Here is a 16977-nt window from a genome sequence, read left to right on the forward strand (position 1 = left end):
AAATCGACGATTAACGATGATCACATTTGTTGACCAGGCGCTCACCCGCGCTCTGGATGAGTTGAACCAGCACTACTAGGATCACGACGGTGACCAGCATGACGGTCGGGTCAAAGCGCTGATAGCCGTAGCGAATACCCACATCGCCCAGTCCACCGCCCCCGATGGCACCAGCCATGGCGGAGTAGTTCACCAGCGTGACGAGGGTGATGGTGACGCTGTTGAGGATGCCGGGCAGGGCCTCGGGCAGCAGCACCTTGGTGATGATTTGCAATGGCTTGGCGCCCATCGCCTTGGCCGCTTCCAGCAGGCCGTCCGGCACCTCCATCAGGGCCCCTTCCACCAGGCGGGCGATGAAGGGGATGCAACCGACGGTCAGCGGCACGATGGCGGCGATGGTGCCGATACTGGTGCCGACGATCAGCCGGGTCAGCGGGATGATGGCGACCAGCAGGATGATGAAGGGTACCGAGCGACCCACGTTGACCACCATGCCCAGGGTGCGGTTGAGCAGCGGGTTGGCCAGGATCTGGCCGGCCTTGGTCACGTGCAGCGCCACGCCGAGCGGCAGACCGAGCAGGCAGCCAAACAGGGCGGAGGCAAACACCATGATGAGGGTGTCGCCCAGGGCCGTGAACAGCAGATTAATCATTGCTTCGGACATAACCCATTACCTCCAGCTGAATATGGTTGTCGATGAAGAACTGCTGGGTGGCCTCGCACTGGGCCTCATCCCCGAACAGTTCCGCCAGCAGGAAGCCGAACTTGACGCCGCCGGCGTACTCGATGTCGGCGCTCAGGATGCTGATGTCGATGTTGAAGCGGCGGCTCGCCTCCGAGATGAGCGGCGTGTCGACCGTGCTGCCGGTAAAGCCGAGCTTCACCAGCGGATAGCTGGCAGGTATCCGGTCGCTACTCATCCGATCCTGATACTCCTGGGGTACTTCCAGGTGAATGGTGGAGTGGATGAAATCCCGTGCCAGCTGGGTCTTGGCATTGCTGAAGAACCAGGCCACTTCGCCCTGTTCGATCAGACGGCCGTCGCTGATGATGGCCACTTCGTCGCAGATCCCCTTCACCACGTCCATCTCGTGGGTGATGAGCAGTATGGTGAGCCCCAGCTTGACGTTGATCTCCTTGAGCAGGGTCAGGATCGAGCGGGTGGTCTGTGGGTCGAGGGCCGAGGTGGCCTCGTCGCACAGCAGCACCTTGGGGGCCGGGGCCAGCGCCCGGGCGATGGCGACCCGCTGCTTCTGACCACCGGACAGCTCGGACGGATAGGCGTGGGCGCGGGCTTCCAGCCCGACCAGCGCCAGCAACTCGGTGACCCGATTCTGGATCTTGTCCTTGCTCCAGCCCGCCAGCTCCAGCGGGAAGGCGATGTTGGCGGAGACGGTGCGGGAGGCCAGCAGGTTGAAGTGCTGGAAGATCATCCCGATCTGGCGGCGGGCCTGGGTCAGATCCCGCTCGCTCAGGGCGACCAAATCCTGGCCGTCGACGATGACCTGGCCATCCGTCGGGCGCTCCAGCAGGTTGACACAGCGGATGAGGGTGCTCTTGCCGGCACCGGAGGCACCGATCACCCCGAAAATTTTGCCTTGCGGCACATGCAGGCTGACATCACGCAGGGCGTGCACGGCATCACTGCCTTTACCGTAGACTTTGTTGAGACCGATCAACTTAATCATGGATTCTTCCGTGCTAACAGCCTTAAAGCACAGGGCGCTACAGGCGGGTGAATTGGGCAGAGGTTTCACTGGGTTGCTCTGTCATCATGGAGGATGATGCTAAGATGTCTGGATGGCCGTGTCAACGCGTGTTTATACATCTAGACGTCTAAAAAAGTGCTAAGGATTGCCACTGGTTGACTAAGGCCGACGGTGATCCGGTTCACATCAATATTGTATTTTGCAGTGTAGTAGGATTGCCGAATATCAAATGGCAAATACACCATTATCACTTCCTTTATTAGTCGTGAGACGGATTCAGCTGCTCATCCTTTTACTCCCCCCGGGTTGGCACAAATCATTCCATTTTGTATCGATCGCTGCTTTCTTGGCCGGCTTCTTGATGCAGCACAACAAGGGCCGTGCTTTGGCTTGGCTTGCAATTGCCTGTTTTTTATACTGAGTGGGCACGACATACAGGAGGGCAACCTGATGCGATTTCAACAAATCAAAGACTTGCTGCTCTATCTGGAGCAGGTGCATCACCAGCTTGGACTCTGTTACGGGCGCCTCATGACCCAGGTGGATGGCGAGCGCAGCCGGCTGCTGCTGGCCTATCTGCAGCAGCGGGAGGAGGCGGCGGGTACCCAGCTGGAGGACTACCTGAGCGAACTTGGCGAAGGGGTGAAGGAGACCTGGCTGGAGCGGGGCTTCAGCGAGGATCTGCTGCCCGGGATCCGGCGCCTTGACCTGCCCGCCACGGCCCAGACCCAGGACATAGTGCAGCTGGTGTGCCGGCAGGAGGAGAAACTCATCGGTGAGCTCAGCCATCTGGCCCGGGAGTGTCCGACCGAGGAGACGGTGCGGCTGCTCGGTGGCTTGGCCACGCAGGAGCAGACCCGCCTGACCCGGTTGGTGCACGGCGCCCATCGGCTCGACGACCTCTAGGGGATGGCCGCTGTCGGGTGAAGTGTGCGGCGCGTAGTGAAAAATGTGTGGGGAAAACAGCAGAGGCCCGGCAATGCCGGGCCTCTGCTGTTTGTTGTTCACGATGGGCTCATGCCGACTGGCGGGCGGCGGTCAGCTCGGCGGCGTGCAGGGCGGCGCCTATGATGCCGGCCTGATTGAGGTTGGCGGCCGCTACCAGCGGGGCACGGGTCTCAATCTTGTCGATGAACTTGTCGAGCTTGGCGGCGCTGCCGCCGCCCAGGATGAAGAGGTCGGGGGAGAACAGAAACTCGAGGCGAGACAGGTACTTGTTGAAGCGCTTGCCCCAGCGGCCCCAGGAGAGATCCTCGCGCTTGCGCACCGCGTCCGAGCAGTAGTGCTCGGCCACCATCCCTTCCAGCATCAGGTGACCCAGCTCGGTGTTGGGCAGCAGTTGGCCGTTGACGAACACGGCGGTGCCGATGCCGGTGCCGACCGTGATGAGGATGATCACCCCCTGGCGATCCCGGCCGTTGCCGTAGCGCATCTCCGCCAGACCGGCCGCATCGGCGTCGTTCAGCACGTGGCAGGGCTGGCCGGTCACGTCGCCAAACAGATGGGCGACGTCGGTCTCAATCCAGCTCTTGTCGATGTTGGCCGCACTCTTGGCGATGCCGTTGTGGATGGTGGCGGGAAAGCCGCAGCCCACCGGGCCCTTCCAGTCGAAGTGTTCCACCAGCGCCTTGAGGGTATGCGCCACGGCGGCCGGGGTGGCCGGCTGCGGCGTCACCAGCCGGTGGCGTTCGCCAATCAGCTCGCCCGTTGCGGTGTCGACGAGGCATCCCTTGATCCCCGAACCACCGATATCCACTCCCAACATCTGCATCAGCTTGTTCCTTTTGTTGTGCCGACCATCGACCGTCGGCAGAGCATGAAAAAATGACCTGGATCCGGCAAGGGGCAGATCGTCTATGCGTGATCCGGCAGACCTTTTTCGATGCAGCGGATCAGCAAGCGGGTCTTTTTGTTGTCATCCTGCTGGCGCCGGGCCAGGGTCGCCAGCGCCCACTCGATATGTTCGGCCACCATGGGTTCGGCTTCAGCCAGCGCCTGCTGCAGGGCCACCATTACCTCCTGGCTGGCCGGGCCGTTGCCAAGGGCCACCGCCAGGTTGCGGCGCCAGCGCTGATAGCCGATGCGGCGAATGGGGCTGCCTTCCGTGTGTTTGAGAAACTCGCTCTCGCTCCAGCCCCACAAGGTCAACAGCGGCGGGCGGTGCAGATTGGGGCGCGGGCTGAAGTCGGGCTCAGGGCTGGCATTGGCGTAGCGGTTCCAGGGGCAGATGAGCTGGCAGTCGTCACAGCCATAAATGCGGTTGCCCATCAGCGGCCGGAACTCTACGGGGATGGGGCCGTCGTTCTCGATGGTGAGATAGGAGATGCAGCGGCGGCCATCCACCACGTAGGGGGCGACAATGGCGCCGGTGGGGCAGATGTTGATGCAGGCCACGCACTTGCCGCATTGCTCTTTCTCCACCGGGGCGTCCAGCGGCAGTGGCAGGCTGAGCAGCAGCTCCCCCAGAAAGAAGAAGGATCCCGCCGACTCGTTGAGCAGCAGCGAGTGTTTGCCCACCCAGCCGAGGCCGGCCTTGGCCGCCAGCGGTCGCTCCAGAATGGGGGCCGAGTCGACGAAGGGGCGCCAGCCCAGCGCCTCGCAGCGCTGCTCGATGCGCTCCCCCAGCTGCTTGAGCCGGCTGCGCAGCAACTTGTGGTAGTCGCGACCGAGGGCGTAGCGGCTGATGTAGCCAAGGGTGGGGTCGCGCAGGGTGGCGGCGAAGCCCGCCTCGAACGGGAGATAGTTCATCCGCACCGACAGCACCCGCAAGGTGCCCGGCAGCAGCTCGTGGGGGCGAGCCCGCATCATGCCGTGGCGCGCCATGTAGTCCATGCTGCCGTGATAGCCAGCGTCCAGCCAGGCTTGCAGCCTGGGCTCTTCGAGGGTGAGATCCGTGTCTGTGATGCCGGCCTGGTCGAATCCTAGCTCGCTCGCCCAGAGCTTGATATCTTGGGCCAGTTGATGGAGTTCGGCCGTGGTCATGGCGCTGCCGGTCCTGCTGGCGGGCGGCCTGAGCGTGCACCGGGATGGGAGTGTACTGTCATGCTGTATCGCATCTCTGGGGGCTTGCTGCCAAGGTTAACCGATGGGGGCGTTTGCCGCCGTCATACTGCATCATGAGCCCGGTGCCCGCCGGACCGGATCAATGGATGAGAGTCAGGAGCCGTCATGGAACAGGTCATCGGGGATGCTATCAGCGGGAAAGAGGGGCAGAGCTTACCACAATCACTGTGGCGGACTGAACAGATCCGTGCCCTGGAGCGGGAGTGGGCCGAACGCGAGGGGCTGAGTCTCTATGCCCTGATGGAGCGCGCCGGCGCTGCGCTGCGCACCTACGCCATCCACCACTGGCCGCACAGCCGGTGCTGGTGGATCTTTACCGGCCCCGGCAACAACGGTGGCGACGGCTACGTGCTGGCCCGCCTGGCGAGACAGCTTGGTCTTGAGCCTCAGGTGATTGCCGTGCGGGATCCCGCCGAGCTGACGGGGGATGCCAGGCGGGCCGCCGACGAGTGGCTGGCGATGGGGGGCACAGTGGTGTCGCCCGAGGAGCGGGAACTCGACCGGCTGCCGGCCCCGGATCTGGTGATAGATGCACTGCTTGGCACCGGTGTCCATATCCGGCTGTCACCGCTCATGACAAGGATCGTCGCAACAATCAATGGCTTGCAGGTGCCCGTGTTGGCGGTGGATCTCCCCTCCGGCCTCAATGCCGATACCGGCTGCGCCATGGGAGCCGTGGTGCGCGCCAGCCGTACCCTCACCTTCATCGGCATCAAGCAGGGCATGCTCACCGCCGACGGGGTGGATTGCGTCGGTCGACTCGACTGCGACACCCTCGGCGTCACCGCGCCGCCCGAGTGGCAGGCTGCCGCCGAGCGTGTCGATTATCCTTCTCTTTGCGCCAGGCTGACGCCGCGCCAGCGCTCGTCCCACAAGGGCTCCCACGGCAAGGTGTTGCTGGTGGGGGGTAATGCGGGGATGCAGGGGGCCATCGTGCTGGCCGCGCGCGCCTGCCTGCGGGCCGGTGCCGGTCTGGTCCGGGTGTGCCAGCATCCTGACCAGCTGCCCGCCAGCCTCTACCAGGCCGAATTGATGGGCAGTCAGGCCGGGGGGGAGGAAAGCTGGGCCTCGGTGCGGGTAGTGGGACCGGGTCTGGGTCAGGATGAGTGGGGTCGGCGCCATTTTGAGTCATTTGTTAACGAGCGGGTGCCACTGGTATTGGATGCCGATGGATTGAATTGGCTGGCGCAATGTCCCCGTCATCAGGATAATTGGGTGCTCACGCCCCATCCGGGCGAGGCGGCCCGCCTGCTGGGCTGCACCATTGCCGAGATCGCCGCGGATCGCTTTGCCGCGGTGCAGCGTCTGCAGCAGCGCTTCGGCGGTGTGGTGCTGCTCAAGGGGGCGGGGACGCTGATCCACGACGGCAAGGGGATGGCGCTCTGCAACGAGGGCAATCCCGGCATGGCCTGTGGCGGCATGGGCGACCTGTTATCTGGTATAATCGCCGCCCTTTTGGCCCAGGGCTGGTCTGCCGCCGAGGCAGCCCGACTGGGCGCCGTGATCCACGGGGAAGCGGCCGATCTGGCCGCTGCAGACGGAGAGCGGGGCATGCTGGCATCAGACCTGCTGCCCTTTATCCGTCGACTGGTTAATCCCGACACCATAACAAGCTAAAGAAGAACATGGCAAAACAGTTGATGATGACACTGCCGGACGAGGCAGCAACCGTGGCACTGGGTGGCCGTCTGGCCCACGCCTGCCAGCAGGCGACCACTGTCTTCCTGCATGGGGCCCTCGGGGCCGGCAAGACTACCCTGACTCGTGGCTGGGTGCAGGGGCTGGGTCATGAGGGCAAGGTCAAGAGCCCGACCTACACCCTGGTGGAGCCCTACGAGCTGGCCGACTGGCAGCTTTACCACTTCGATCTCTATCGGCTGGCCGACCCGGAAGAGCTGGAGTTCATGGGGATCCGCGACTACTTCGGCGCCAACACCCTTTGTCTGGTGGAGTGGCCGGAAAAGGGCGACGGCTGGCTGCCTGCGCCAGATCTCGAGATCACCCTGAGTTATGCAAACGAGCAGCGCGAGGTGCAGATTGACGCCCGCACTGCTATTGGCGAAGCCATTCTGGAACGGTTGTCATCTACGTGCGCTTGATCCTTGTTATTGCCCTCTCCCTGCTGGCCTTACCCTCCTGGGCGAATCAGCTCAAGAGCGTGCGGGTGTGGCCATCGCCGGACAACACCCGGGTGGTGCTCGACATGAGCAGCGCCCCCAATTACAACTACTTCACCCTGACCGGCCCCGATCGGCTGGTGATCGACCTGAAAGGGGCGAGCAACGTCACCAACCTGGCCCGCATCGAGAACAAGAGCGAGCTGGTGCGCAAGATCCGCGAGAGCTCGCCTCTGGAAAAAGGCGGGCTGCGGCTGGTGCTGGACCTGAGTTCAGCCATCAAGCCGGTGGTGTTCCCGCTGGCACCGGCCGGCCCCTACGGCCACCGGCTGGTGATCGACCTGCCTTATGAAGAGAAGTCCTCCGCCACCGCTCAGGCGGCACCGGTGGGTGGCAAGGGCAAGGGGGTGGTGATCGCCATCGACCCGGGCCACGGCGGGGAAGACCCGGGCTCCATCGGTCCGCGCCGTACCTACGAGAAGCGGGTGACCCTGGCGGTTTCCCAGAAACTGGCCGCCCTCATCGACCGCGAACCCGGCATGCGCGCCGTGCTGACCCGGCGTGGCGACTACTTCGTCGATCTGAACAAGCGCTCCGAGATTGCCCGCAAGGCCAAGGCCGATCTGCTGGTGTCGGTGCACGCCGACAGCTTCCACAACTCGACCCCGCGCGGCGCCTCCGTCTGGGTGCTGTCGACCAACCGTGCCAACCGCGAGATGGGCAGCTGGCTGGAGAAGCAGGAGAAACAGGGCGAGCTGCTGGGGGGCGTAGGCAAGGTGTTGGCCGAATCCGATCCCAACCCCTACCTGGCGCAGACCTTCCTCGACCTCTCCATGGACAAGTCGCGGGCCGAGGGCTATGACGTCAGCCGCCAGATCCTGCGCTCGCTGGGCCGGGTGGCCCGGTTGCACAAGAAGGCACCGGAACACGCCAGCCTGGCGGTGCTGAAGGCACCTGACATTCCCTCCGTGCTGGTGGAGACGGGCTTTATCTCCAACCACGCCGAAGAGAAGCTGCTGGCGACCTCCAGCTATCAGGATCAACTGGCTCGCGCCATCTTCGAGGGGATCCGCAACTACTACAGGGCTCACCCGACCAAGGGGGCCATGCTCACCGGCAAGGGGCAGGCCAGCAACAAGCAGGCCGCGGTCAGCCGACCTGCCCCTGCCAGCAAGCCGGTCGCCGTCAGCAAACCGGCGGCGCAGCCGGTGCAGCAGGTGGTAACCAACCGGATGCCGGCCACCGAACCGAACCGCAGCAGCGACGGCGGGGCGCCGGTCAGCAGCGTCGGCGGCTCTTCGTCCGGTGCCGGGGTGATCAAGCCCTACGTGGTGGCAGCCAAGGAGCCGAGCGTCCCGGTGACCAGCGTGCAGAGCAATGACAAGGCCAACATGATCCGTCATGTGGTCACCCGCGGGCAGAGCCTCTCCCGGCTTGCCGAGAAATACGGGGTCAGCCAGGCGCGGCTGGTGGAGATCAACAAGCTCAAGTCGCGGGACATCCAGATAGGGCAGGTGCTCTATATCCCGCAAAAGTAGCGCTGGATGAGGTGCCGGGTCCGTCCCTGCCGGTGGCAGAGGCTGACCCGGTGAACCGTCATCTAACCCCGCCGATTGCCCGCACCTTCAACCAAGCAGGAGCCAGCGATGCCGATCCGTACCTTGTCCCCTGTTCTGGCCAGCCAGACGAGCGCGGGCTGTGATACGGCGGCGTGGCTCCCAGTCGGGGCGGTTGCCACAGCCATTCCGTTCAACCAGCAGGAGTAAGCGATGCCAATTCGTATATTGCCGCCGATTCTGGCCAACCAGATTGCTGCCGGTGAGGTGGTGGAGCGGCCCTCCTCCGTGGTCAAGGAGCTGGTGGAAAACAGCCTGGATGCAGGGGCCGACCGGGTCGAGATCGACATCGACAAGGGTGGTGCCAAGCTCATTCGCATTCGCGACAATGGCGGTGGCGTCGCCAAGGATGAGCTGGTGCTGGCGCTGTCGCGCCACGCCACCTCCAAGGTGGCGACCCTCGACGATCTGGAAGGGATCAACAGCCTGGGCTTTCGCGGCGAGGCGCTCGCCTCCATCAGTTCGGTCTCCCGGCTCACCTTTACCTCCCGCACGGCGGAGCAGTCCGAAGCCTGGCAGGCCCAGGCCGAAGGGCGCGAGATGAGCGTCACCGTCAAGCCGGCGGCCCACCCGGTGGGCACGACTGTGGAGGTGGTGGACCTCTTCTTCAACACCCCGGCCCGGCGCAAGTTCATGCGCAGCGAAAAGACCGAGTTTGCCCACATCGACGAGCTGGTGCGCCGCATCGCGCTCTCCCGCTTCGACGTCACCCTGATCCTGCGCCACAACGGCAAGGTGGTGCGCCAGTACAAGGCCGCCAACACGGTGGCGGAGCAGGAGCGCCGGCTCGCCGCGGTGTGCGGCTCTCCCTTCATGCACCACGCGCTGGCGGTGGAGAGCGAGCACAGCGACGTGCGGCTGTGGGGCTGGCTGGCCACGCCCGCCGGCGCCAGACCGCAAAACGATCTGCAATACACCTATGTCAACGGCCGCATGATGCGCGACAAGCTCATCAACCACGCCATTCGCCAGGCCTATGACGAACTGCTGCCGACCGACCGGTTCGCGGCCTACGTGCTCTACATCGAGCTGGATCCGCGTCAGGTGGACGTCAACGTCCATCCGGCCAAGCACGAGGTGCGTTTTCATCAGGCGCGCCTCATTCACGACTTCATCTTCCAGGCGCTCTTTACCGCCCTGCGCCAGCCAGGGGCGGCAAGCGACGAGAGCGACCAGCCTCTGGCCGAGACCCTGGTCGAGCTGCCGGTCAGTGCCCCCATCGAGTATCCGGGCCAGGCGCCCAGAGCCGAGTGGTATGGTGCCGAGCACAACTACCGGGCCCCGGCCCGGGAAGTGCGGGAAGGAAGTGGCGCCGGGCGACCCGGCAACTACCAGCCGCCCGAGCCCCCGAGCCGGGAGGCGATGCGCGGCATGGGAGCCCTGCTCACCACCCTGCCGACGGTGCAGGACACGCCGCTGGCAGAGGCTGAAACCGCGCCTGCTGCCGCCGCCGTGGCCGCCAAGGCGGGGGCGTGGCGGGCCTTGACCCTGGTGGAGCAGGCCTATCTGCTGCTGGAGCGAGACAACCGGCTGGCCCTGCTGTCGCTGGTGCGGGCCGAGCGCCTGCTGCTGCGCCACTGGCTGCTGGAAACCTGGGGCCAGGGGCTGGCGGCCCAGCCGCTGCTGCTGCCGGTCTCCTTCAAGCTGCCGAAAAACCTGGTCGCACTGGTGGAAACGCAGGAGCGTTTGCTCAAACGGATGGGGCTGGAGTTGAAAAGCGGCGGGCGCGACACCATGATCCTGACTCGGGTGCCGGCGCTGCTGCGCCAGACCGATCTGGTGCGCTTATTACCCGAATTGCTGCAACTGATCGAGAGCGGATCTGACAGTGATGCTGGCCAGCAGGCTGAAGTACTATGCCAATGGCTGGTGGAGCAGGGGATAAGTCGCGAAAAAGTATATGATTTTGCCACGGCCAACCGCTTGCTGACGGAACTTGTTGCCGATTTCAGTGACCAACTGGCAGACGTTCGCATGGTGCGCCCGCTGTCACTGGCCAGCGTGCTGGCCGAGTTCGCCGATGGCCATTGAGGGAAATGCCCTCTTGAATCCATAAACCAGTTTTTTGCAGGTGCGCCACCAAGGGGGGGCGACCATGCAAGGGGAGTTTTTCACGTGGCTGACTTGCCGACTGCAATTTTTCTGATGGGGCCGACGGCCTCCGGCAAGACGGATCTCGCCATCGAACTGTGCCAGGCACTGCCCTGCGACATCATCAGCGTGGATTCCGCGCTCATCTATCGCGGCATGGATATCGGCACCGCCAAGCCTACGCCGGCCGAACTGGCGCAGGCGCCGCACCGGCTGATCGACATCCTGGATCCCGCCATGAGCTATTCGGCGGCCGATTTTTGCCGTGATGCGCTGCGGGAGATGAAAGAGATTGCCGAGCGCGGCCGCATTCCGCTGCTGGTGGGCGGCACCATGCTCTATTTCAAGGCGCTGCTGGAGGGACTCTCTCCGTTGCCCTCCGCCGACCCCGCCATTCGGGCCGGCATCGAGGAGGAAGCCTCCCGCCTTGGCTGGCAGGCGCTGCACGATGAGCTGGTGCGCATCGACCCGGTGGCCGGGGCCCGTATCCATCCCAATGACCCGCAACGGCTCAGCCGGGCGCTCGAGGTCTACCGCATCAGCGGCAAGACGCTCACCGAGCTGACCCAGGTGCAGGGGGAGGGGCTGCCCTACCGGGTACTGCAGTTTGCCATCGCACCGAGCGATCGCGCCGTGCTGCACCAGCGCATCGAGCTGCGCTTTGACAAGATGCTGCAGGGTGGCTTTGAACAGGAGGTCAGGGGCCTCTACCAACGGGGCGATCTCACCCCGGATCTTCCCTCCATCCGCTGCGTGGGATACCGCCAAATGTGGGACTACCTGGCGGGGGAAGTGGAGTATGATGAGATGCGCTATCGCGGAATTGTTGCCACCCGCCAGTTGGCCAAGCGTCAAATGACCTGGTTGCGCGGTTGGTCTGATGTGACCTGGTTGGAATCTGGTGAGTCTGGCAATCTGGCAAGGGTCGTCGCCCGTGCCGGAGTGGCTTGACACTCCTGTATAATCAGGTTGTTATATTGATATCCGGTGTTTAAAAACAACAAACTATAAGGAAAAGAAGATGGCTAAGGGGCAATCTCTCCAAGACCCGTTTTTGAATGCGCTGCGCCGTGAGCGGATTCCTGTTTCTATCTATTTGGTGAACGGCATCAAGCTGCAGGGTCAGATCGAATCGTTTGACCAGTTTGTCATTTTGCTGAAGAACACCGTGAGCCAGATGGTCTACAAGCACGCCATCTCCACCGTGGTGCCGGCCCGTGCCGTCAACCATCACCAGCACGCCCAGGGCGCGGCTGGCGAAGAGCAGGGTGAAGCCGAGGCGTGATATCCCGGGACGAGGCGACTCGTCAACCCAGATTCATCATGATTCCTGTCAAGGAGCAAGCGCTTGTTTGACCGTTATGAAGCCGGCGAACAGGCCGTTCTGGTACATGTCAACTTCAGTGATGAGGGTGAGCGGGAGGATCTGGAAGAGCTCAAGATGCTGGTGAGCTCGGCCGGGGTCAATGCGCTGGGGGTGATCACCACCAGCCGCAGTGCGCCCAGCGCCAAATTTTTTGTCGGCAGCGGCAAGGCTGAAGAGATCGCGTCCCAGGTCCAGATGCTGGACGCCGACGTCGTCATCTTCAACCATGCCCTGACCCCTGCCCAGGAGCGTAACCTGGAGCGTCTGTTCCAGTGCCGGGTAGTGGACAGGACCGGCCTGATCCTCGATATCTTCGCTCAGCGTGCCCGTACTCACGAAGGCAAGTTGCAGGTCGAACTGGCCCAGTTGCGCCATCTCTCTACTCGCCTGGTGCGAGGCTGGACCCACCTTGAACGTCAGAAGGGGGGGATCGGCCTGCGCGGTCCGGGTGAAACCCAGCTGGAAACCGACCGCCGCCTGTTGCGTGAACGCATCAAGGCGATTTTGCGCCGGCTCGACAAGGTGGCCAAGCAGCGGGAACAGGGACGTCGTGCCCGCAACCGCAACGAGGTGCCGACCGTTTCTCTGGTGGGTTACACCAACGCCGGAAAGTCCACTTTGTTCAACCAACTTACAGCTGCCAGCGTGTATGCTGCCGACCAATTGTTCGCAACCCTGGATCCGACCCTGCGCAAATTGGTGATCCGGGATGTGGGTGATGTGATTCTGGCGGATACAGTTGGATTTATTCGACACTTGCCCCATGATCTGGTCGCGGCCTTCAAGGCGACGCTGCAGGAGACCCGCGAAGCGGATCTGCTGCTGCACGTGGTGGACTGTGCCGACGAGCAGATGCAGGAGAATATCGAATCGGTGCAGCAGGTGCTGGCCGAGATCGAAGCCGATGACCGGCCCCAGCTGATGATCTGCAACAAGATCGACAAGCTGGGTGAACACCCGGTCGGGCTGGAGCGGGACGAAGAGGGGCGCCCGGTGCGGGTCTGGCTGTCTGCCCAGACCGGCGAGGGGTGTGACGATCTGTTTGTTGCCCTGACCGAGCTGCTGGCCGGCTCCATGGTGCACCACACCCTGCAGTTGCCCCCTTCGGCCGCCAGATTGCGCAGTGCGCTCTATCGCCTCAAGGGCATCGAGCAGGAAGGTTTCAGCGAGGAGGGGGATTTTGTGTTGGAAGTCCGCCTGCAACTGGCTGACTGGAACCGCCTCGTGAAGCAAGAAGGTGAGAGTTTACAACGCTTTATCAGGCATTGATTCGTCGATGAGATGAATGTTTGCTAGCTTCATCAACGGTTGATGGCCCGATAGAGATGATATCCATCCGCATGTATTAATGGAGACGCTGATGGCTTGGAATGAGCCTGGTAATAACGGCAAAGACCGTGACCCCTGGGGGAACAACGGCAAGAATCAGGGACCCCCTGATCTGGACGAGATGCTGCGCAAGGTGAGCCGCCGTTTTGGTGGTCTGCTGGGTGGCGGCAAATCGGGTGGTGGTGACGTCGGCAAGTTCGGCCTCTCCATCGCGCTGGTAGTGGCGGTAGTGGTGTGGGTCGTCAGCGGCTTCTATACCATTCGCGAAGCCGAACGTGGCGTGGTGCTGCGCTTTGGCGAGTACTCCCACAACGTGGATCCGGGCCTGCGCTGGAAACCGACCTTCATCGACCGGGTGATCCCGGTGGACGTGGAGTCGGTCCGCTCCCTGCCGGCCTCCGGCTTCATGCTGACCCAGGACGAGAACGTGGTGCGGGTCGAGATGGACGTGCAGTATCGCGTGGTCGATCCCGAGCAGTACCTGTTCAGCGTCACCAACGCTGACGAGAGTCTGAGCCAGGCGACCGACAGCGCCCTGCGCTACGTGGTGGGTCATACCCGGATGGACGACGTGCTGACCACGGGCCGTGAGAAGGTGCGTCAGGAGACCTGGCAGGTGATCGACAGCATCATCGAGCCCTATCACATGGGTCTGCAGATCGTCGACGTCAACTTCCTGCCGGCGCGTCCGCCGGAAGAGGTGAAGGATGCGTTCGATGACGCCATCTCCGCTCAGGAAGATGAACAGCGCTTCATTCGTGAAGCCGAAGCCTATGCCCGTGAAGTGGAGCCGAAGGCCCGCGGCCAGGTCAAGCGTCTGGAGCAGGAGGCTGAGGCCTACAAGTCCCAGATCGTGCTGAAGGCCAAGGGTGAAGTCGCTCGCTTCAACGAGCTGCTGCCCCAGTATCAGGCTGCGCCCGAGCTGACCCGTGATCGTATCTACCTGGAGACCATGGAAGAGCTCTATCAGCAGGCCAACAAGGTGGTGGTCGACATGCCGGCTGGCAACAACAGCATGATCTACCTGCCGCTCGACAAGCTCTCCGGCAAGGCCAACGCGGTGCAACCGGCTCGTCCGGCAGGTGCGCCGGTGGTAGAACAAACCCCGCCGTCCAACGAAGGGGCCAACTCCACGCCGACCCCGCTGCGCAGCGGCGACCGTTTCAGCTCAGGGAGAAACTGATAGATGAAAAAGCTAGCTATTGGTGTCATCGCTGTGGCCGCCATGGTCTGCTTCTCTTCGGTCTTCATCGTCGATGAAGGTCAGAAGGGAATCGTGGTGCAGTTCGGCAAGGTGAAGCGGGTTGAATCCGGCGAGCCGCGTCTGTACGAGCCGGGCCTGCACTTCAAGGTGCCGCTCATCGACCAGGTTCGCAAGATGGATGCCCGCATCCAGACCCTGGAAGGGCAGGCAGATCGCTTCGTCACCTCCGAGAAGAAGGACCTCATCATCGACTCCTACGTGAAGTGGAAGATCGAGGACTTCTCCAAGTACTACCTGGCGACCGGCGGTGGCAACAAGATCCAGGCCGAAGACCTGCTCAAGCGCAAGATCAACAACGGTCTGCGTTCCGAAATTGGTAATCGCACCATCAAGGACATCGTCTCTGGCGAGCGCAGTACCGTAATGGAAGATGCCCTGATGAAGATGGCGCGCTCCTCCGAGCTCGGCATCAAGGTGGTGGATGTGCGCATCAAGCAGATCAACCTGCCGGTGGAAGTCTCCAGCTCCATCTATCAGCGGATGCGTGCCGAGCGGACCGCGGTAGCCCGTGAGCATCGCTCCCAGGGCCGCGAGCAGGCCGAGATCCTGCGCGCCGACATCGACCGCAAGGTGACCGTCATGATCGCCGATGCCGAGAGTAATGCTCGTCAGCTGCGTGGTGAAGGGGATGCCGAGGCCGCCAAGATCTATGCCGACAGCTACAAGAAAGACCCCGAGTTTTTCAGCTTCGTGCGCAGCATGGAGGCCTATCGCAAGAGCTTCGCCGGTGGCAACGACCTGATGGTCCTCAAGCCGGACAGCGAATTCTTCCGTTACCTCAAGTCGCCGCACGGCAGCAAGCAGTAAGCACGTCGTGATTTGACCCAAGGGCCTGATGATTCAGGCCCTTTTGTTTGCCGGCTATTGGCTGGCAGCGGGGGGCTGTGTGTGAGGCGCTTGTAGTTGGGGCGCATTCAGGCGAGAAAGGAGGTTGTATGCTGACATCCATCCTGATGGGGCTGGGCTTGCTGCTGCTGTTCGAAGGGCTGGGGCCGCTCTTGATGCCGCGCACCTGGCAGCAGATGTTGCGGCTGCTGAGCGATCAGCCGGCCAAGCAGTTGCGCCGTATCGGCGGCTGTCTGGTGGTGGCCGGGGCCGTTATCTTGTGGGCGCTGGCCCGCTAGCTCCTGGTTGAAACGACAGTGGTACAGTGAGTGCGGACAATAAAAAAGAGGCCCTCTGGCCTCTTTTTTATTGTCTACCGGCTGGCATCAGGCGCTGCGTTGTACCGCCATGTGGGCCAGGGTTTCCAGCGCCTGCTTGTGCCGGGAGTCCGGCAGGATGGCGAGGGCCGCGATGGCCTTGTCGGCCTCCTCCCGGGCCCGCATGCGGGAGTACTCCAGCGCGCCGGTACGGTCGAGGATGGCCAGGATCCGGTCGAGGTGCTCCATGCCGTTGCGGTGCTCGATGGCATCGCGCACCAGCTGGCGCTCTTCCGGGCTACCCACTTCCATGGCACGCAACAGCGGCAGGGTCGGCTTGCCTTCGGCCAGATCGTCGCCCACGTTCTTGCCCATCTCGTCGCTCTGGGAGCAGTAGTCCATCACGTCGTCGATGATCTGGAAGGCGGTGCCCAGATACTTGCCGTAGTCGGTCATCGCCTGCTCGATGGGGGCGGGCTGATGGGTCAGCACGGCTGCGAGACGGGTGGCGGCTTCGAACAGTTTGGCGGTCTTGCAGTAGATGACCGTCATGTAGCTCTCTTCGGTGGTATCCGGGTCGTTGCAGTTCATCAGCTGCAGCACCTCCCCTTCGGCGATGGTGTTGGTGGCCTCGGAGAGGATCTCCATCACCCGCAGGTTGGAGAGCTCGCTCATCATCTGGAAGGAGCGGCTGTAGAGGTAGTCACCCACCAGGACGCTGGCGGCGTTGCCAAACATGGCGTTGGCGGTCTCCCGGCCGCGGCGCAGGTCGGATTCGTCGACCACGTCGTCGTGCAGCAGGGTGGAGGTGTGAATGAATTCGATGATGGCAGCCAGTTTCAGGTGATCCTCACCCTCATATCCCAGTGCGCGGGCGGCCATGACGGTCAGCATGGGGCGCATCCGTTTCCCGCCTGCACTGACAATATAGAAACCCAGCTGGTTGATCAGGCTGACATCGGACTGGAGTCGCGCCAGGATCAGTTCATTGACCGCCGTCATGTCGGCGGCACAGAGCGCACGGATAGTCTGTTGGTCCATAAGTCTCGTAACGTGACGGCAGTGATGACTGCGATTTTAGCAATGGCGGGGATTCTACACGATTTCACAATGGGTTACAGTTAAGCGTTTATTCACGGCGGCAGATATGCGCACAAAATAAACTTTTTGCTAAATTGGCCTTGCCTGAGCAAATCGATTTGCGTAGAATGCCCGCCCATTGTTATAGGTTTTTGCGCGTGTCTGGCCTTGAGCAAAAGACACGCCTTTACGGAGTTAAT

The 16977-nt window shown here is 62.8% G+C and carries 16 protein-coding genes; 11 read left to right on the forward strand and 5 right to left on the reverse strand.

Annotated elements, in window-relative coordinates:
- Nucleotides 1-10: 10 nt before the first annotated feature.
- Together ACB033_RS13780 and metN are read right to left on the reverse strand one after the other, a co-directional pair.
- The gene (locus ACB033_RS13780) at nt 11-664 is read right to left on the reverse strand and encodes a methionine ABC transporter permease (protein ID WP_011704854.1); all 654 of its coding nucleotides are present in this window, start codon (nt 662-664) and stop codon (nt 11-13) included.
- Nucleotides 645-1688, reverse strand: coding sequence for a methionine ABC transporter ATP-binding protein MetN (gene metN / locus ACB033_RS13785; protein ID WP_099358967.1), 1044 nt, complete (start codon nt 1686-1688; stop codon nt 645-647). The genes ACB033_RS13780 and metN overlap by 20 nt, the downstream gene beginning before the upstream one ends.
- Nucleotides 1689-2159: 471 nt before the next feature.
- Here metN and ACB033_RS13790 point away from each other — a divergent pair, with 471 nt between their 5' ends.
- Nucleotides 2160-2615, forward strand: a complete 456-nt coding sequence (locus ACB033_RS13790; RefSeq protein ID WP_005304257.1) for a hypothetical protein — start codon at nt 2160-2162, stop codon at nt 2613-2615.
- A 109-nt stretch (nt 2616-2724) separates the two neighbouring features.
- Here the strand turns inward: ACB033_RS13790 and ppgK are convergent, their stop codons facing one another.
- Together ppgK and queG are read right to left on the reverse strand one after the other, a co-directional pair.
- On the reverse strand, nt 2725-3480 hold the full coding sequence (gene ppgK / locus ACB033_RS13795) for a polyphosphate--glucose phosphotransferase (RefSeq protein WP_139725171.1): 756 nt from the start codon (nt 3478-3480) through the stop codon (nt 2725-2727).
- A gap of 83 nt (nt 3481-3563) precedes the next feature.
- Entirely contained in the window at nt 3564-4691 is a 1128-nt protein-coding gene (queG, locus tag ACB033_RS13800) for a tRNA epoxyqueuosine(34) reductase QueG (protein ID WP_043170997.1), read from the reverse strand.
- Between the two features lie 186 nt (nt 4692-4877).
- On the opposite strand from queG, the gene ACB033_RS13805 reads away from it, so the two are divergent.
- The 10 genes from ACB033_RS13805 to ACB033_RS13850 all read left to right on the forward strand — a co-directional run bounded on the left by ACB033_RS13805 (nt 4878) and on the right by ACB033_RS13850 (nt 15679).
- Nucleotides 4878-6389 (forward strand): NAD(P)H-hydrate dehydratase, encoded by a 1512-nt coding sequence (locus ACB033_RS13805; RefSeq protein ID WP_371140563.1) that lies wholly within the window; start codon nt 4878-4880, stop codon nt 6387-6389.
- An 8-nt stretch (nt 6390-6397) separates the two neighbouring features.
- Nucleotides 6398-6871, forward strand: coding sequence for a tRNA (adenosine(37)-N6)-threonylcarbamoyltransferase complex ATPase subunit type 1 TsaE (tsaE, locus tag ACB033_RS13810; RefSeq protein WP_005304245.1), 474 nt, complete (start codon nt 6398-6400; stop codon nt 6869-6871).
- Nucleotides 6862-8427: an N-acetylmuramoyl-L-alanine amidase gene (locus ACB033_RS13815; RefSeq protein ID WP_139431525.1), complete on the forward strand. Its 1566-nt coding sequence runs from the start codon at nt 6862-6864 to the stop codon at nt 8425-8427. Before tsaE ends, ACB033_RS13815 begins: the two co-directional genes overlap by 10 nt.
- Nucleotides 8428-8658: 231 nt before the next feature.
- Complete coding sequence (gene mutL / locus ACB033_RS13820) at nt 8659-10536, forward strand: DNA mismatch repair endonuclease MutL (protein WP_139725173.1); 1878 nt, start codon at nt 8659-8661, stop codon at nt 10534-10536.
- Between the two features lie 93 nt (nt 10537-10629).
- Nucleotides 10630-11547, forward strand: a complete 918-nt coding sequence (gene miaA, locus ACB033_RS13825; RefSeq protein WP_095593354.1) for a tRNA (adenosine(37)-N6)-dimethylallyltransferase MiaA — start codon at nt 10630-10632, stop codon at nt 11545-11547.
- A 70-nt stretch (nt 11548-11617) separates the two neighbouring features.
- On the forward strand, nt 11618-11881 hold the full coding sequence (hfq, locus tag ACB033_RS13830; protein WP_005304228.1) for an RNA chaperone Hfq: 264 nt from the start codon (nt 11618-11620) through the stop codon (nt 11879-11881).
- Nucleotides 11882-11944: 63 nt separating this feature from the next.
- Complete coding sequence (gene hflX / locus ACB033_RS13835; protein ID WP_005304225.1) at nt 11945-13231, forward strand: ribosome rescue GTPase HflX; 1287 nt, start codon at nt 11945-11947, stop codon at nt 13229-13231.
- A gap of 91 nt (nt 13232-13322) precedes the next feature.
- A complete protein-coding gene (hflK, locus tag ACB033_RS13840; protein ID WP_005304223.1) occupies nt 13323-14474 on the forward strand; it encodes an FtsH protease activity modulator HflK in 1152 nt (383 codons plus the stop codon).
- A gap of 3 nt (nt 14475-14477) precedes the next feature.
- Entirely contained in the window at nt 14478-15362 is an 885-nt protein-coding gene (hflC, locus tag ACB033_RS13845) for a protease modulator HflC (protein WP_005304220.1), read from the forward strand.
- Nucleotides 15363-15490: 128 nt separating this feature from the next.
- Nucleotides 15491-15679 carry a DUF2065 family protein gene (locus ACB033_RS13850; RefSeq protein WP_139725174.1) on the forward strand — a complete coding sequence of 63 codons (189 nt, stop codon included), beginning with the start codon at nt 15491-15493 and terminating at the stop codon, nt 15677-15679.
- Between the two features lie 87 nt (nt 15680-15766).
- On the opposite strand, the gene ispB is transcribed toward ACB033_RS13850, so the two are convergent.
- Nucleotides 15767-16738, reverse strand: coding sequence for an octaprenyl diphosphate synthase (gene ispB / locus ACB033_RS13855; RefSeq protein WP_010634945.1), 972 nt, complete (start codon nt 16736-16738; stop codon nt 15767-15769).
- Nucleotides 16739-16977: the final 239 nt, after the last annotated feature.

The sequence above is a fragment of the Aeromonas sp. S15(2024) genome, assembly GCF_041402265.1.
Lineage (GTDB): Bacteria > Pseudomonadota > Gammaproteobacteria > Enterobacterales > Aeromonadaceae > Aeromonas > Aeromonas dhakensis.

Bases quoted from the DNA above. Each gene is read 5' to 3' on its own strand.
- hfq (WP_005304228.1), top strand. From the start codon at position 11,618: ATGGCTAAGGGGCAATCTCTCCAAGACCCGTTTTTGAATGCGCTGCGC.
- mutL (WP_139725173.1), top strand. From the start codon at position 8,659: ATGCCAATTCGTATATTGCCGCCGATTCTGGCCAACCAGATTGCTGCC.
- ACB033_RS13780 (WP_011704854.1), bottom strand. From the start codon at position 664: ATGTCCGAAGCAATGATTAATCTGCTGTTCACGGCCCTGGGCGACACC.
- ACB033_RS13790 (WP_005304257.1), top strand. From the start codon at position 2,160: ATGCGATTTCAACAAATCAAAGACTTGCTGCTCTATCTGGAGCAGGTG.
- queG (WP_043170997.1), bottom strand. From the start codon at position 4,691: ATGACCACGGCCGAACTCCATCAACTGGCCCAAGATATCAAGCTCTGG.
- ppgK (WP_139725171.1), bottom strand. From the start codon at position 3,480: ATGCAGATGTTGGGAGTGGATATCGGTGGTTCGGGGATCAAGGGATGC.
- ACB033_RS13805 (WP_371140563.1), top strand. From the start codon at position 4,878: ATGGAACAGGTCATCGGGGATGCTATCAGCGGGAAAGAGGGGCAGAGC.
- tsaE (WP_005304245.1), top strand. From the start codon at position 6,398: ATGGCAAAACAGTTGATGATGACACTGCCGGACGAGGCAGCAACCGTG.
- hflC (WP_005304220.1), top strand. From the start codon at position 14,478: ATGAAAAAGCTAGCTATTGGTGTCATCGCTGTGGCCGCCATGGTCTGC.
- hflK (WP_005304223.1), top strand. From the start codon at position 13,323: ATGGCTTGGAATGAGCCTGGTAATAACGGCAAAGACCGTGACCCCTGG.
- metN (WP_099358967.1), bottom strand. From the start codon at position 1,688: ATGATTAAGTTGATCGGTCTCAACAAAGTCTACGGTAAAGGCAGTGAT.
- ACB033_RS13850 (WP_139725174.1), top strand. From the start codon at position 15,491: ATGCTGACATCCATCCTGATGGGGCTGGGCTTGCTGCTGCTGTTCGAA.
- ispB (WP_010634945.1), bottom strand. From the start codon at position 16,738: ATGGACCAACAGACTATCCGTGCGCTCTGTGCCGCCGACATGACGGCG.